Origin of the sequence: Prochlorococcus marinus str. MIT 0917 (assembly GCF_027359575.1) — a bacterium.
Taxonomy (GTDB): Bacteria; Cyanobacteriota; Cyanobacteriia; order PCC-6307; family Cyanobiaceae; genus Prochlorococcus_B; species Prochlorococcus_B marinus_D.
In genome coordinates, this window is the sequence record NZ_CP114784.1 from 818141 (window position 1) to 832440 (window position 14300).

General features: G+C 35.1%; 19 protein-coding genes. 11 read left to right on the forward strand and 8 right to left on the reverse strand.

What is annotated here, in order from left to right; genetic code table 11:
- Window positions 1-14 precede the first annotated feature (14 nt).
- A complete protein-coding gene (gene cbiE / locus O5637_RS04855; protein ID WP_269606575.1) occupies window positions 15-1298 on the forward strand; it encodes a precorrin-6y C5,15-methyltransferase (decarboxylating) subunit CbiE in 1284 nt (427 codons plus the stop codon).
- Window positions 1299-1304: 6 nt separating this feature from the next.
- On the opposite strand, the gene O5637_RS04860 is transcribed toward cbiE, so the two are convergent.
- Window positions 1305-2213, reverse strand: coding sequence for an NAD(+) kinase (locus tag O5637_RS04860; RefSeq protein WP_269606577.1), 909 nt, complete (start codon window positions 2211-2213; stop codon window positions 1305-1307).
- A gap of 94 nt (window positions 2214-2307) precedes the next feature.
- Complete coding sequence (gene pheS / locus O5637_RS04865) at window positions 2308-3315, reverse strand: phenylalanine--tRNA ligase subunit alpha (RefSeq protein ID WP_269606579.1); 1008 nt, start codon at window positions 3313-3315, stop codon at window positions 2308-2310.
- Window positions 3316-3382: 67 nt separating this feature from the next.
- Between pheS and surE the strand changes: the two genes are divergently transcribed.
- Window positions 3383-4171 carry a 5'/3'-nucleotidase SurE gene (gene surE / locus O5637_RS04870; protein WP_269606581.1) on the forward strand — a complete coding sequence of 263 codons (789 nt, stop codon included), beginning with the start codon at window positions 3383-3385 and terminating at the stop codon, window positions 4169-4171.
- Between the two features lie 3 nt (window positions 4172-4174).
- Here surE and O5637_RS04875 read toward each other — a convergent pair whose 3' ends face one another.
- A complete protein-coding gene (locus O5637_RS04875) occupies window positions 4175-4738 on the reverse strand; it encodes a DUF3611 family protein (RefSeq protein WP_269606583.1) in 564 nt (187 codons plus the stop codon).
- 27 nt (window positions 4739-4765) lie between these two features.
- On the opposite strand from O5637_RS04875, the gene O5637_RS04880 reads away from it, so the two are divergent.
- The 6 genes from O5637_RS04880 (at window position 4766) to O5637_RS04905 (ending at window position 8618) form a co-directional block, all read left to right on the forward strand.
- Entirely contained in the window at window positions 4766-5719 is a 954-nt protein-coding gene (locus tag O5637_RS04880; RefSeq protein WP_269606585.1) for a bifunctional riboflavin kinase/FAD synthetase, read from the forward strand.
- Between the two features lie 157 nt (window positions 5720-5876).
- The gene (locus O5637_RS04885) at window positions 5877-6923 is read left to right on the forward strand and encodes a thiamine phosphate synthase (RefSeq protein ID WP_269606587.1); all 1047 of its coding nucleotides are present in this window, start codon (window positions 5877-5879) and stop codon (window positions 6921-6923) included.
- Window positions 6920-7138, forward strand: a complete 219-nt coding sequence (gene thiS, locus O5637_RS04890) for a sulfur carrier protein ThiS (protein ID WP_269606589.1) — start codon at window positions 6920-6922, stop codon at window positions 7136-7138. The genes O5637_RS04885 and thiS overlap by 4 nt, the downstream gene beginning before the upstream one ends.
- A 19-nt stretch (window positions 7139-7157) precedes the next feature.
- Complete coding sequence (locus tag O5637_RS04895; protein ID WP_269606591.1) at window positions 7158-8123, forward strand: DUF1517 domain-containing protein; 966 nt, start codon at window positions 7158-7160, stop codon at window positions 8121-8123.
- A gap of 124 nt (window positions 8124-8247) precedes the next feature.
- Window positions 8248-8415: a hypothetical protein gene (locus tag O5637_RS04900; RefSeq protein ID WP_269606593.1), complete on the forward strand. Its 168-nt coding sequence runs from the start codon at window positions 8248-8250 to the stop codon at window positions 8413-8415.
- 65 nt (window positions 8416-8480) lie between these two features.
- A complete protein-coding gene (locus O5637_RS04905; protein WP_269606595.1) occupies window positions 8481-8618 on the forward strand; it encodes a hypothetical protein in 138 nt (45 codons plus the stop codon).
- Here O5637_RS04905 and larB read toward each other — a convergent pair.
- The 3 genes from larB to ispF all read right to left on the reverse strand — a co-directional run bounded on the left by larB (window position 8615) and on the right by ispF (window position 10216).
- A complete protein-coding gene (gene larB, locus O5637_RS04910) occupies window positions 8615-9262 on the reverse strand; it encodes a nickel pincer cofactor biosynthesis protein LarB (RefSeq protein WP_269606596.1) in 648 nt (215 codons plus the stop codon). The two genes, O5637_RS04905 and larB, sit on opposite strands and share 4 nt — an antisense overlap.
- Window positions 9263-9264: 2 nt before the next feature.
- Window positions 9265-9597 (reverse strand): TIGR03792 family protein, encoded by a 333-nt coding sequence (locus O5637_RS04915; RefSeq protein WP_269606599.1) that lies wholly within the window; start codon window positions 9595-9597, stop codon window positions 9265-9267.
- A gap of 109 nt (window positions 9598-9706) precedes the next feature.
- Window positions 9707-10216 carry a 2-C-methyl-D-erythritol 2,4-cyclodiphosphate synthase gene (gene ispF / locus O5637_RS04920; RefSeq protein ID WP_269606600.1) on the reverse strand — a complete coding sequence of 170 codons (510 nt, stop codon included), beginning with the start codon at window positions 10214-10216 and terminating at the stop codon, window positions 9707-9709.
- A gap of 205 nt (window positions 10217-10421) precedes the next feature.
- Between ispF and O5637_RS04925 the strand changes: the two genes are divergently transcribed.
- On the forward strand, window positions 10422-11144 hold the full coding sequence (locus O5637_RS04925) for a 3-deoxy-manno-octulosonate cytidylyltransferase (RefSeq protein ID WP_269606601.1): 723 nt from the start codon (window positions 10422-10424) through the stop codon (window positions 11142-11144).
- Window positions 11145-11163: 19 nt separating this feature from the next.
- Window positions 11164-11793, forward strand: a complete 630-nt coding sequence (locus O5637_RS04930) for an HAD family hydrolase (protein ID WP_269606603.1) — start codon at window positions 11164-11166, stop codon at window positions 11791-11793.
- A gap of 183 nt (window positions 11794-11976) precedes the next feature.
- Here O5637_RS04930 and trmD read toward each other — a convergent pair whose 3' ends face one another.
- Both trmD and era read right to left on the reverse strand, forming a co-directional pair.
- Window positions 11977-12756 carry a tRNA (guanosine(37)-N1)-methyltransferase TrmD gene (trmD, locus tag O5637_RS04935; RefSeq protein WP_332299759.1) on the reverse strand — a complete coding sequence of 260 codons (780 nt, stop codon included), beginning with the start codon at window positions 12754-12756 and terminating at the stop codon, window positions 11977-11979.
- A gap of 11 nt (window positions 12757-12767) precedes the next feature.
- Window positions 12768-13709, reverse strand: a complete 942-nt coding sequence (gene era / locus O5637_RS04940; protein ID WP_269606604.1) for a GTPase Era — start codon at window positions 13707-13709, stop codon at window positions 12768-12770.
- A gap of 51 nt (window positions 13710-13760) precedes the next feature.
- Here era and O5637_RS04945 point away from each other — a divergent pair, with 51 nt between their 5' ends.
- Window positions 13761-14273: a hypothetical protein gene (locus O5637_RS04945; protein ID WP_269606606.1), complete on the forward strand. Its 513-nt coding sequence runs from the start codon at window positions 13761-13763 to the stop codon at window positions 14271-14273.
- Window positions 14274-14300: the final 27 nt, after the last annotated feature.

A 14300-nucleotide genomic window follows, 5' to 3' on the forward strand; every position in this document is an offset into this window, starting at 1 on the left:
CATTTATTTAAACCATGCCTAATGAGTCAAATCAGATACACGTAATGGGAATTGATACTTCAAGTACTGAAAGTTTTTTTGAAACTAAAAAAAAAACAATTTTTAAAGCTGAAATAATCACTGGTCCGCGAAGAATTTTAGATTCATTCAAAACCTGGTTAAACGATAAAAATTTAAAAAATCATAAATTTGAGTTCATTGAAACTGACAAACTAAATGACTTTATAGATCAATTAAAAAAGAAAAAGAAAACAACAATTGTGTTTTCCGGAGGTGATCCTCTTTGGTTTGGAATCGGTAGATTATTAATTCAAAACTTTCCTTTATCACAACTTCATTTTGAGCCTGCCGCTACCTCTTTTCAACTGGCTTTTTCCAGACTTGGAAAACCTTGGCAAAATACACAATGGATCAGTCTTCATGGAAGAGACCCAATTCTATTTGAAAAAGCAATTAAAAAGCTTCCTTCATCACTTGTGGTTTTAACTGACTCTAATAAATATGGTGCCAAAGAGGTTTATCAATTACTTAATTCACTAGGACTTGAGAGGAAATATCAATTTTGGACTTTTGAAAGGCTCGGATATCAAAATGAAAGAATCATAAAAATCAATTCAATTAGGGATTTTCCAACGGATATAGATCCATTGCATCTTGTTATTCTTTTTGAGAAAGAAGAGCCGCTAATAAAATCAAAAGATTTACCTTTATTTGGAATCGAAGATTCATTTTTTCTTCAAAATCCAGACTGCCCTGGATTAATGACAAAAAAAGAAGTTAGGGTTCAAATTCTTGCCGAACTTAATCTCCCCAATAAAGGTGTGATATGGGATATAGGTAGTGGCGTAGGTAGCATAGGCCTAGAAGCACTAAGGATATCTCCAAACTTAAAATTAGTATCCGTTGATAAAAGGATTGGAAGTAAGAATATTATTGAAGAAAATGCAAGAAGGCTTGAAGTTAATCCATCTTTAATAATTGAAGACGAAGCATTAAATATATTCAAAGGAAACAAACTCACATATAATCTTTTACATCCAGATAGAGTTATTATAGGTGGTGGTGGATCAAAATTAAATTTAATTATTGAAGAGACAATTAAGCTAATAAATAGTAATTGTGTAATAGTAATACCACTAATATCATTAAAATCTATATCAAGATTAGAGTCAATTTTAAAGCCTAAAGCACACAAGTTTTCTATCAGCCAACATCAATCTTATAGAGGTGTAAGTATTGGAGATGATATAAGATTATCTCCTTTAAATCCTGTTTTTATTTTGAAAGCTGAAGTTTAATCATTTTCATATTTTATCAGGTTTCGCAACGTGGGGTAGACCCCAACCTAATTTATTTCTTAGAACTTGAAAGAACTCATGATCAGAAAGTCTAATAAATTTAACTGGATGATCACTTTTTCTAATTAGGACTCTATCCTCTGGCCACACATAGCAGCCGGCACTACCATCTACTACCATCATTAATCTTTCAGGTGTAGCAGGGAAAACTGTTACTGGCTCTTCATTGCTAAAGACAAGCGCTCTTGAAGCCAATGAATGAGGAGAGACAGGGGTAAGTTGCAAAACCGGACAATCAGGAGTAATTACTGGCCCCCCAGCACTAAGTGAATAAGCAGTTGAGCCAGTAGGAGTAGAAAGAATTACACCATCTGCAGAAATGTCTACTGGTGCATGGCGACCAACAGAAATCTCAAAATGACACATGCTTGTCATAGGTTCTCTATGTAATGCCATTTCATTGAGACAAAGAGCTTCCCATCTACATTGATCACCTCTCATAACACTTACTACTAAGCTTGTTCTCTCTTCAATATTCCATCTCCTTGAAACTAAATGTTTAAAAATCTTATCTATATCTGAAAGGTAAGCCTCAGCCAAAAACCCTAAATGCCCTGTATTTACAGTAAGTATGGGGATACCCAATGGTGCTGTCTGTCTTGCTGCAGACAATACGGTCCCATCACCTCCTAATACAACGGCAAATGAAATTGAAGAATCAAAGCCATCTGGTATGCATGAATTGTATCCTTGTGAACTCATATATTGATCAGGATTAGTAAAACCTAATAAACCGCCTGCGCTACTAACTCTGACAACTTCAAAACCAGAATCTTCTAGTTTCTTGTGAAAAGTTTTTGCTGTCTTCACAGCAAGATCTTTCCCATCATTAACGATCAGTCCTACTCGGGGCACCGATCATACTTCACAAACTATTGATCAATATTAGCAATTAATGTCAAAAATATTTATTTAATACAATTAAAAGTTAATTCAAAAATATCTAAATTTAAAATTGTTCTAGAAATCTGAGATCACTTGTATATAACTTTCTAATATCATCTACGCCATGACGAACCATGCAAAATCTTTCCACCCCAAGTCCAGCAGCAAAACCGCTATATTTTTCAGGATCTATCCCTAATTTTTCTAGGACCGCAGGATCTACCATCCCGCAACCCATAACCTCTAACCATTTACCTCTCCATTGAACATCAACTTCTGCTGATGGCTCCGTAAATGGGAAATAACTAGCTCTGAATCGAATAGGAAGATCTCCAAAAAACGCTTTTAAAAAAGCCATTACTGTGCCTCTTAAATGACTAAAGTCAAGCTTTTCATCAATTGCTAAGACCTCAATCTGGTGAAACACTGGCGAATGAGTAGCATCAACTGCATCTCTTCGATAAACCCTGCCAGGAGAGACAATTCTTACCGGGGGCTTTTTGCTTTCAAGGCAACGAATCTGAACAGGCGAAGTATGAGTTCTTAAAAGGTATTCACCTCCCAAATAAAAAGTATCTTGCATATCTCTTGCAGGATGGTCAGGTGGAATATTAAGTGCCTCAAAATTGTAGTAATCCTTCTCTATTTCAGGTCCTTCAGAAACTTTGTATCCAAGTCCTAAGAAAAGATCAATGATTTGCTCAGTAGTTGTTATTAAGGGGTGCCGATGTCCTTGAAAAATACCCGTTGGAGGCGCTGTAACATCTATAGTTTCTTTTATTAGTATCTGATTTAAAGCCTGGGTTTTTAAAATTTCAAGCTTTTCTTTTATTAATTCTTGCAATTGAGTTTTTAAAACGTTCGCTCTTTGACCAATTAAAGGTCTTTCCTCACTAGAAAGATTTTTCATCCCTCCCAATAGAAGTGAGAGTTTTCCTTTCTTTCCAAGGAAAGCCAACCTTAATTTCTCTATAGATTCAGAATTTTCAGCAGCAGCAATTTCTTTTGCAGCCTCGCTTTCTAATATTTCAAGCTCATTAATGAGCTGTTTAAGGGATAATGTTGAACTCAATGAATTCCAATCTCAAGTACTAGTTTAATCGGCAACCTGTCCCAGTTCTAAAAACTAATAGCTAAAAATGAAACCATTGAGAATTTTAATTAGTAATGATGATGGAGTTTTTGCTGAAGGGATAAGAACACTTGCTTCATCGGCAGCGAGCAGAGGACATAAAGTTACTGTTGTTTGTCCAGATCAAGAAAGATCAGCCACCGGTCATGGATTAACTTTACATTCGCCAATCCGAGCTGAAAAAGCAGATGAATTATTTGGGGAAGGAATTAATGCTTGGGGGTGTAGTGGTACCCCTGCTGATTGCGTAAAACTCGCACTTAATGAACTTCTTGATCAAAAGCCAGACCTAATTCTTTCGGGAATTAATCATGGACCAAATCTTGGTACGGATATTTTTTGCTCTGGAACTGTTGCTGCTGCACTTGAGGGAACTTTGGATGAAATCCCATCTATGGCAGTAAGTATTGCCAGTTTTCAGTGGAAAAGTTTTAGTTTTGCTGGGAAATTAGCCTTAGATATTGCAGAAAAAGCAATTCAACAAAGTTGGCCAAAGAACTTACTCTTAAATTTAAACATTCCTCCTTGTGAAGAGAAAAAAATGAGGAATTTGGTTTGGACAAGACTTTCAATCAGACAATATGAGGAACAATTCATTCGCAGGGTCGATCCAAGAGGGAACGCCTATTTTTGGATGGCTGGAGAAGCAGTAAAAGATCTTCAATCAGCTGGAGAAGGACCTAAAGAATGGCCAAGTGATGTTTCTCAAATAGCTTTATGCTCTCCCTCGTTAACACCAATACAACCTGATCTTTTTTGGAGAGGGAATCTGGATGACTTGCCAAACTTAATATAAATATTAGTTTTTCCTAAAAATCCTTTGCAATAACCACAAAGAAAAAATCAGACCAATCAAGTGTGCAAATAAAACTTGAGTATTACTCAATACAGAAAGCATTTCTAAAGAAGTAATTGGGTAATTTTCCATTGCTCTCATACCCGTTCCAATAGAAATCCCAGGGGCTTGCATTGAGGCCTGAACGAACAAAGCTCCTGCTAAAGATTGATATCCGACTGACGAAAAAACCAATCCAACCAAATCGACAATCAAGCCTCTCTTTAGTAAGCGACTTGTTTCACCTCTACTTGGTCGCGCATCACTGCCTAAGGCCCTACCAGTTTTCACTATCAACCAACCTTGCCAAAGGCTAAATAGCAATAAAATAAATGCCAATGTAGTGAGAGACAAACCTGGTCCTAATCCCAATGCTCTCTCTGAGTTTCTAGCTAAACTACTACCAACATTGTTGAACAACAAAACCCCCACTACCACTACACCTAAAATTGTTTGAATCCAAAACCGAAGCCAACCAATTCTTCTCATCCCAAGAGAAAGCAATTGAAAGTCGCGTTGATCTGCCATCACGATGAATAAGGCGATAAACCAAACTTGCCATCTAAGCACAAAAATTGCACGTTTATCTTGATTCCTCTCTGTGCCCCTGAAAACGCAAAACTGCCTACATCACTGGCATTAGGTAGTTTTGATGGTCTTCACTTAGGTCATAAAAAAGTAATAAAAGCCATATTAAAAGACCCAATTGGTGTACCAACCGTTGTCAGCTTTTGGCCACACCCACGTGAGGTTCTATTTGGAGAATCAAGATTAAGATTGGATTTACCAAATGAAAAAACATTCCTGCTCGAGCCACTCGGAATAGAACAATTAGTTTTAGTTCCATTTAATAGAAATCTTGCTTCTAAAAGTGCTGAGACATTTGTAGAAGAAATTCTAGTAAAAACCCTTCATGCTCAACATATTGCGGTTGGAGAGAATTTTAGGTTTGGACGCAATAGAGAGGGTGATACTTCTACTCTAAAAAAGATAGGTGAATCTCTAGGAATAAAAATTTCTATTGTTTCTATCCTTGAAGACGATCATGGTCGACTTAGTAGTAGCAGAGTACGAAAAGCACTCTACGAAGGTGATTTAAATCATGCCAAATATCTATTGAAGCGTCCTTACTCCTTTAGAGGGACGGTGGAGAAAGGGAGAGGTTTAGGAAAAAAAATTGGATGGCCAACTGCCAATTTAAAAATAGATGAGCGAAAATTCCTTCCATCATTGGGGGTTTATGCAGCCTGGGCTTCTATAGCAAACAAAAAAGAACGATTCTTAGCAGTTATGAATATAGGCACTCAGCCAACTATTGATCCAAACTCCTTATCAGCAGTAGAAGTACACCTTTTAGACAAAGAAATCAACCTATTAGGACATGAATTAATTATTGAACCTGTGCACAGAATTAGACTTCAGAAAAAGTTTGAGAACATTGAAGCACTGAGTAATCAAATAAGTTTAGATGCAATATTGGCAAAAGAGATATTGACAAAAAAACTCTAAATCTAATTAATTACGGGATAAGCGTTCGATAATCCCCATACGACAAACAAACCTATGCCCCCTAACAAAAAAACGCCCCAAATAAGCACAGTCATATTGTTCTCAGAATCATTTTCCACAATAAAATTTAAATACAAATCATCTAATAAAGGATGACATGAAATCAATGCCTGTCACCCCTCCATCTGATAATCGTATTGCTCAATTAATTGACGCGAACCTTGATCGCGCTAGAGAAGGGCTTAGAGTTATGGAAGATTGGTGCAGGTTTGGTCTAAAGAGGAGTGATTTTTCGATTCAAATCAAAGATTGGAGGCAACAATTAGGAGCACATCACCACAACATTTATCTAAAAGCACGGCTTACATCTGACGACCCAGCTAGGGGCATTTCACATCCGTTACAAACAGTTAGGTCAACCCCAGAGGCTATATTTATTGCAAACTCATCCAGAGTTCAAGAAGCCTTAAGAGTAATAGAGGAATTCACTCGAACAACAGATCCGAATCTTTGTGAAATAGCCAGCAAAATTAGATACAAAACTTATGAGTTCGAGATAAAGGTTCTTAATACAATAGAAGGTATAAATAAAAGACAAACCTTAAAAGATTGTTCCTTATATTTAATAACCTCAAACAGGAGAGATCTCGAAGAGGTTGTTCTTCAGGCTCTAAAAGCTGGTGTAAACATAGTTCAATACAGAGAGAAAGTTTTACAAGATAATGAAAAAATTTCACAAGCTAAAGGCTTAGCCTCTCTTTGCAAAGAATACAATTCACTATTTGTAGTCAATGACCGTATCGATATCGCACTTGCTGTTGACGCCGATGGTATTCATTTAGGTCAAGAAGATATACCAACAAAAATCGCGAGAGATCTCCTTGGAACTGAAAAGATCATTGGCCGAAGCACGCACTGCCTTGAAGACATAAAAAATGCCGAAGATGAGGGCTGTGATTATATTGGTATAGGACCTATTTTCCCCTCTGAAACAAAAAAGCAACTACAACCAATAGGGATTGACTACCTTTCAAAGGGATTAAGTGAAACTGACCTACCGGCATTTGCTATCGGTGGAATAAATAGCTCAAATATCAACAAATTAAACCACCTAAACAATCTACGCATAGCCGTGTCAGATGCAATCATCAACTCCAATGATCCATTTTTAAAAACTGAAGAGCTTCTCAAATTTCTAACATGAACTTAAAAATTAACGGTGAGATCCAAAGCATTGAAAAATCTAATGAGGAATTTCAATTGGAAGGTTTACTTGAACACTTGGGTTACCAACCTCAATTAGTTGTGGTTGAGTTAAATGGTGCAATTATTAATCCAAAAGATTGGATAAGTACAAAAATAAAAAATGGCGATTGCTTAGAGGTTGTAACAATTGTTGGCGGTGGTTCCTACAGTTAATTAATACTCAATAAATTAAGTGTTCAAAATTAATCACGTTAGTTGGATCAAAAGAAAACAGGTTTTTTCTTTTCTGTTTGTTTCAACAATAATCTTCTCTTTTTTATTTACTAATCCCAACACTGCAGCAGCCGCAAGTGGAGGACGAATAGGTGGCGGAAATTTTCAGACACCTTCTTCACCACGAAGTCAAAATTACGGAGGCTATGGAGGTAATAACTTTAGAGGTTATGGAAGTGGATATAGAGGCGGTGGTATTGGTTTTCCTTTTTTATTGCCAATATTTGGTTTTGGAGGAGGCGGGATTTTTGGATTTTTCATACTTATGTCAATCGTTGGTGTGATTGTCAATTCATTTAAAAACTCTTCAAATCTTTCCAACTCAAGCAATAACTCAATAGTTTCTCAATCGGCAAACCCATACAAAGTTTCTTTAATACAATTTCAGATTGGCTTACTGGCAAGTGCAAAAGAGATTCAAGTGAAACTTAGAGAGCTGGCTTCCTCTTCAAATACCTTAACCTCATCTGGTCTTCAAAGAGTTCTTCAAGACACAACACTCGCCTTACTAAGGAAGCCTGAATTATGGGTCTATTCAAATATAGAAACAGGCTCCGTTCCTTTTGCCTCCGCAGAATCTACATTTAATCGAATCTCAATAACTGAAAGGAGCAAATTAAAAGCTGAACTCACCTCAAACTATTCCGGTCAAATATCAAAATCAACAAATAATGAATCCAATCCTGGTGATTCAGATTTAACAAATGAATACATCGTGGTTACGGTTTTAGTAGCGACAAAAAAGGATTTAAGATTAAACGACTCTGCAAACAGCGAACAAATCACAGAGGCATTGAGACTCTTAGGATCAATGTCTTCAAATGAAATAATCGCTTTAGAAGTTATCTGGCAACCTGACGGAGAAGGAGAGATTTTGAAAGAAGAAGAACTAATAACCCAATACCCAAATCTTAAACATTTATAAAGTCAGTGTCATAAGTAACCAAAAAGCTGATTTCTTTATATTTATTTCATCTTATTTACGTAAAGTTGAGTCAAAAAACATACACATAACAGTTAGCATTCCGTGACAGTTATTTTAAACAGAAGTGTCGGCTTCTTCGCAACCAGAACCTCGTTCAATGAAATGGGAAAGCTCAGGAGAGCTAGCTCAAAGAGATTTATCAGAATTAGTCACTCGTCTTCTCGATGTTGAATCGAGCAACAATAGTGATGAGCTAACAAGACTTGGTAGCAAATATGACGAAGAATCTTAAGACTATTAATACCCCCTTGCGCTCCTTGAGTTAATAGCTCAACTTAGGAGAAAGAAGAGAGTTTAATGAGGCGAAAGACTATTCAATGGATAAACACCCCAGTTATTACTGAAGCAATATTCCGTTATGAGAAAGGGCAATTACCTAATTCAATGAAATTGTGGTTAGAACAGGTTCTAGAAATAAATTCAAACAAAGATTAGGCTAATAAAATTCTAATAGCAGCCATTGCTGCACCATAACCATTATCAATATTCACTACTAATAATCCTGGAGCACAACTTGCAAGCATTCCTTCAATAGCCGTTTTACCACCACCACTAATTCCATATCCAACTGAAACAGGAAGTCCAATAATTGGCTGAGGAATTAATCCAGCGAGTACCGTAGGCAAAGCTCCCTCCATGCCGGCACATGCAATAACTACTTTTGCTGATTTTATTTCTTCCAGCCTATCTAGCAACCTGTGAAGTCCTGCTACACCAATATCAATCAACAATTTAGTTTTTATTCCATGCAAATTCAAAGCTATTTCTGCTTCCGAGGCCACTCCTACATCACTTGTTCCTGCAGTCAAAATAATTACTTCGTCCTCTGAAGAAGTACATTCCTTAAACTCTCCCATAGTTAAACAACCTGATATTTCATGAAATTCTGCAGAAGGAAATTCAACTAAAAGTTTTTCTCCTTTTTCTTTGGAAAGTCTTGTCACCAAAGCAGTTTCAGATTCAAGTTGATATTTTTTCAATATTTCAGAAATTTGTTCAATTGTTTTATGCTCCCCCCATATAGCCTCAATCACACCAAGTCGACTTCGTCTATGAAAATCAATAATTGATTGATTCATCTTTACTCTGGATTTAATTCCCCTTCAAAAATCAATGGGAAAGGATTTCCACTAGTTTGCCCTGTTTCTTTTCTGGCAATCTTTTCGAAATCCTGCTGGACAAGATTTATTTCTTTCTGAGAGATGTTTTTCCAAACTGCTCTTGATTCCCAACCAATCAATAAGGTTGCTTCCTCAACCTTAGGATCCCAAAAAAGTTGGCGTCCTAAAAAACCATTTTGTTTCAACAACCATGGCTCCCAACTACCATGTTCGGCTTTGAGCCAAGCATGTTTAAAATCTTTTGGGACTTCAAGCTTAAGGTGCTCTACAATAGATTCCTTTGGAAAATTCATTTTCAATAAAGACTCAGCTTGAATATTTTTCACGTTTCCAAAAATAGTAGAAAGATAAATTAAACCAACAAAAAGAAATCTAAATATTTTTTCGATAAAATTTTTCTTTCTAATTTTTTTCATGTCTTTTCATCAAAACAACTGCATGACAACATATACCTTCCTCTCTGCCTTCAGCACCTAATTTCTCATTTGTAGTTGCTTTAACGCCTACATTATCAATATCAACTCCTATCTTCTTAGATATCTTCTCCTTCATCAAGTGTATATAAGGTTTTAATTTTGGCCTCTCAGCAACAATAACTGAATCAATATTTTGAATTTGCCAACCTTTCCTCTCAATTAATTCCATTACCTGTTCGAGAAGAATCAAACTATCTGCATTTTTCCATTTAGGGTCATCTGGAGGGAAATACTTTCCAATATCACCCAAAGATAATGACCCTAAAATGGCATCCATAATTGCATGAGTAAGAACATCTGCATCACTATGCCCATCAAGACCTAAACCTTCAGGATGGTTTAACTTGATCCCGCCAAGTATCAAAGGGCGACCAGGAACCAATCGATGCATGTCATAACCGTTTCCGATCCGTAGCTGAGGGAAATTATCTTTCATATAAACGGGTTTCGGGGAAGCTTTTCGACCGGGGACTCATCTTTGATTCAATTAGGGAAGTTTGTGAACGAATTAACTAAAAGGATTTTTATTCAATTTCATGATAGTTCAAAGCCGAACGAACGTAAGTTGATTTAAGGTCAAGTGATTTAAAACCTAATGTTATAGTCAAATTTCTAATTCTCACTAATATTTCTTTAAAGAAGTGAAGACAACGATTTTCATACCTGCCAGAATGAAAAGTTCCAGATTCCCTGGAAAACCTTTGGCACCTATAGATGGTATACCTATGGTCGTATACTGTGCCAGAAATGCTATTAAGACTGGATTTCAAGTATATGTATGTACAGATTCAAAAGAAATAGAAGCTATCTGTAAATTATATGATGTTAATTCTATTTTAACTCCTAAATGTGAAACAGGTACAGACAGGATAGCTATTGCTGCGAAAAGAGTTGAAACAGATTATATTATTAATCTTCAAGGTGATGAGCCACTGATTAAAACTAGTTCGATAACAAAAATAATATCTATGCTACCAAACTTAAAACATTCCCAAAATGAAATTATTAGTGGAGTTGTTCCCATAAAATCAGAACAGGCATTTGATCCAAATAATGTGAAGTGCTCACTAGTTAAAAACTATTCAAAAATTCAATATTTTTCAAGGAAGCCTCTTTTAAATAGTATAGAAAATAAAAAGCCATCATATTACAAACAAATAGGTCTTTATGGGATGACTACTAAGACTCTAGAAAAGTTTTCTAAATTGCCAAAAGGAGAGTTAGAGAAATCAGAAAGTGTAGAACTCCTTAGATGGATAGAGAATGGATATACTGTAAGTTCTTGTTTAATTGATAATTATACAATTTCAGTAGACACACCATCTGATCTGGTTGAAGTGATATCTATTCTAGAAGAAATTTAAATTACTATTTTAGATTAATATGAATAGGATATCAGCTGTTTTATTTGATTTTGATGGAGTATTAATAGACTCTTTACCTGTTATGAAAAAAGCATGGAAATCAGTTCAGAAAAAATATAGTGTAAAGGCTAATTTTGAACAATTTAAAATTCATATTGGGATTCCATTTGAATCAATACTAACAAAAATGAAAATAAATACCAAGTATCACAAATCAATAAAAGAACATTATTCTTTAATATCTACTGAAAATGTAAATCTAATAAAATTAAACCCTTTTGTAAGATTCATTTTGATTTGGTTGAAAGAAAATTCAATTTCAATGGGGATTGTTACTTCTAAAGATCAATTCAGAACAAATCATTTAATTGATTTGTTTCAATTAGATGTCAAATTGGTAATAACACCTGAACTTACCAAAAGAGGTAAGCCTTTTCCAGATCCGATCTTACTTGCTGCCAAAGATTTATCAGTAGAAACCAAAAATATAGTTTTTATCGGTGACATGTTATCTGATATGCAATGTGCATTTAAAGCAAAATGTTATTATTTACATTATTTAAATGGATATCAGGAAATATATAACCAGTCATACGGAGGTTCAATAAATTCTCTCAAAGAAATTGTTGAATATATTAATCATTTCTAATCTTAATAAAACTTAGATTTCTAAGATTTTATATATTTAATCATTCAAATAATCAGATTATCTTTTAGAAAAACTTATTAAATAAAAATTGTTTGATTTAATTGAGTCTCCGTTTTTGATCTATCTGTGACGCTTTTTTCTAGGCACAGATTTCTTAAGATGTTAGTGATAGCTTTAATCATTCTACCAATCTGGGTAACTTTCGTATTCGTTGCCTATTCTTAAGCTCATTTCCGTTTTCAATAATGAACTTCTTTTATCAATTGATAGTTGGTCGAGCTTCCAAAGTTCGAACAAATCGGGTCTACGGGCCTGCGTTCTGATTTCTCTTTCCTTCTGCCTCCATTCTTTAATTAATTTATGATTACCACTTAGTAAGACATCAGGAACTTTCATACCTTTGAATTCTGAAGGTCGTGTGTATTGCGGATGTTCTAAAAGGAAATCATTATGACTTTCTTCATCTAATGATTCGGCACTGCCTAAAGTTCCTGGCAAAAGACGTACTATTCCATTAATCAAAGTTATTGCAGGAATTTCTCCACCGGTAAGAACAAAGTCTCCAATTGAAATTTCTTCATCAGCTAGAGACCTAATCCTCTCATCAAACCCCTCATAGCTTCCACATATCAATATGAGTTGATCTTCTTTTGACCATCTGGAAAAATCAGATTGATATATTTTTCTACCTTGTGGAGTCATCAAAAGTATCCTTTTTTTATTTAGCTTCGGAATTTGATCAAATATCGAAAAATAAGGTTCCGGCTTCAAGACCATTCCAACGCCTCCGCCATATGGTTCATCATCAACTTTTCGATAATTATCAATTGCATGGTCACGAGGATTGTGTATATGAATTGATGCAATCTTCTCTTCAAATGCCTTTTTTATAAGTCCATGATTAAAAAAACCTTTAAATGCTTCTGGGAAAAGGCTTACTACATCGAACCTGAATTTACTCATATGAGTTAGCCTTAGCCCCCTTCATAACCAAGCTCATTAAGCCGAGAAGATTTACTTCTCCAGTCAGGGACTACTTTAACAAACAATTCTAAATAGACATTTCCATTAATTAAAGTTTGAATTTGGAGCCTTGATTCCTGGCCAATTTTCTTCAACATACTTCCACCTTTACCAATTAAAATTCCTTTCTGACTTTTTTTCTCAACACAAATAGTTGCGAGAATTCCTGTTCTTGGATTCTCTTTAGATTTTTTTTTCAAGGGTATAACTTCAATTTTATCAATAGATACTGCAACACTATGAGGGACCTCTTCGCGTGTATTGATTAACACTTGTTCCCTTATAAATTCAGCAATTAAAAACTTCTCAGGATGGTCACAAGTCATATGACTTGGATACAACTGAGGTCCCAAAGGCAGTTTTTCTTCTATTTCATTAATCAATTCATTACATCCCTGTCCGGTAAGAGCACTACAATAAAAAATTGGCCAATTTTTACCCTCAAAAAAGTCTAAATATTCTTTCTTTCTTTGTTTAAATTGACTCAACTGAACAAGATCACATTTATTCAAGGCAACAATAACTGGTATTTGTAAATTTCTAATCAAATTCAAAATAAATGCATCACCCCTACCTGGAGAATGATTGGCTTCAAAAATAACTAAAACTGCATCCACCTCTCCAATAGATCTCTTGGCACTCTGCACAAGTCTTTCCCCTAATAAATGATGGGGTTTATGAATACCAGGAGTATCTACAAAAATAATTTGAGACTTTTTATTAGTAAGTATTACTTTTAATCTGTTTCTAGTGGTTTGAGCGATGGGTGATGTAATTGCTATTTTCTCACCAATAAATTTGTTTATGAAAGTTGATTTACCAACATTGGGTCTACCTATTAATGCAATAAATCCTGACTTAAAATCCTCTTGATTTAAATCTCCCAAAGACATTTTCTTTCTCTACTATTATCTATAGCCTTACTCTAAAAGAGCAATAAAGCCATGAATGAACAGAAACCAACTTTTAAAGAGGCTATGCAAGCATCAATGGTTTGGTGCAAAAGTTGGGAAAATGATGAAATAAGTGACGAAGTTATTTCTGATCGAATTGGCGAGCTTATTAAAACACTAGAGGGTGCAAGAGGATTTTTTGTTGTCAGTCTCTCAATAGATTGCCCTTTAATGGATAGATTTCCTGATGCATTAATTTTTCAATTAAGAAGTTCTGGAGAAATTATTGTTGATTTAATCGTAAAGAATCTTGCCATGAGTTCAGCGATGATAATTACACATCGAAATAATAAAGATCCTCAGGAAATCCAATCAGAGAGAATAAAAATTAGATGTATTGAATTACTTAAACTATTAGATTCGACTAAAGTAAAAAAACGTTTAGATGTTTTACTTGAAGCAACAAAAGGGAATGGAACGGACTTGAAGTTTCTTAATAAATGGGGTTACAACGATGAACAAATAAATGCAATATCAGAAAGTATTTATAAGGTCGCGACATAAAAAAAGAGCCTTTCGGCTCTTTTTTTA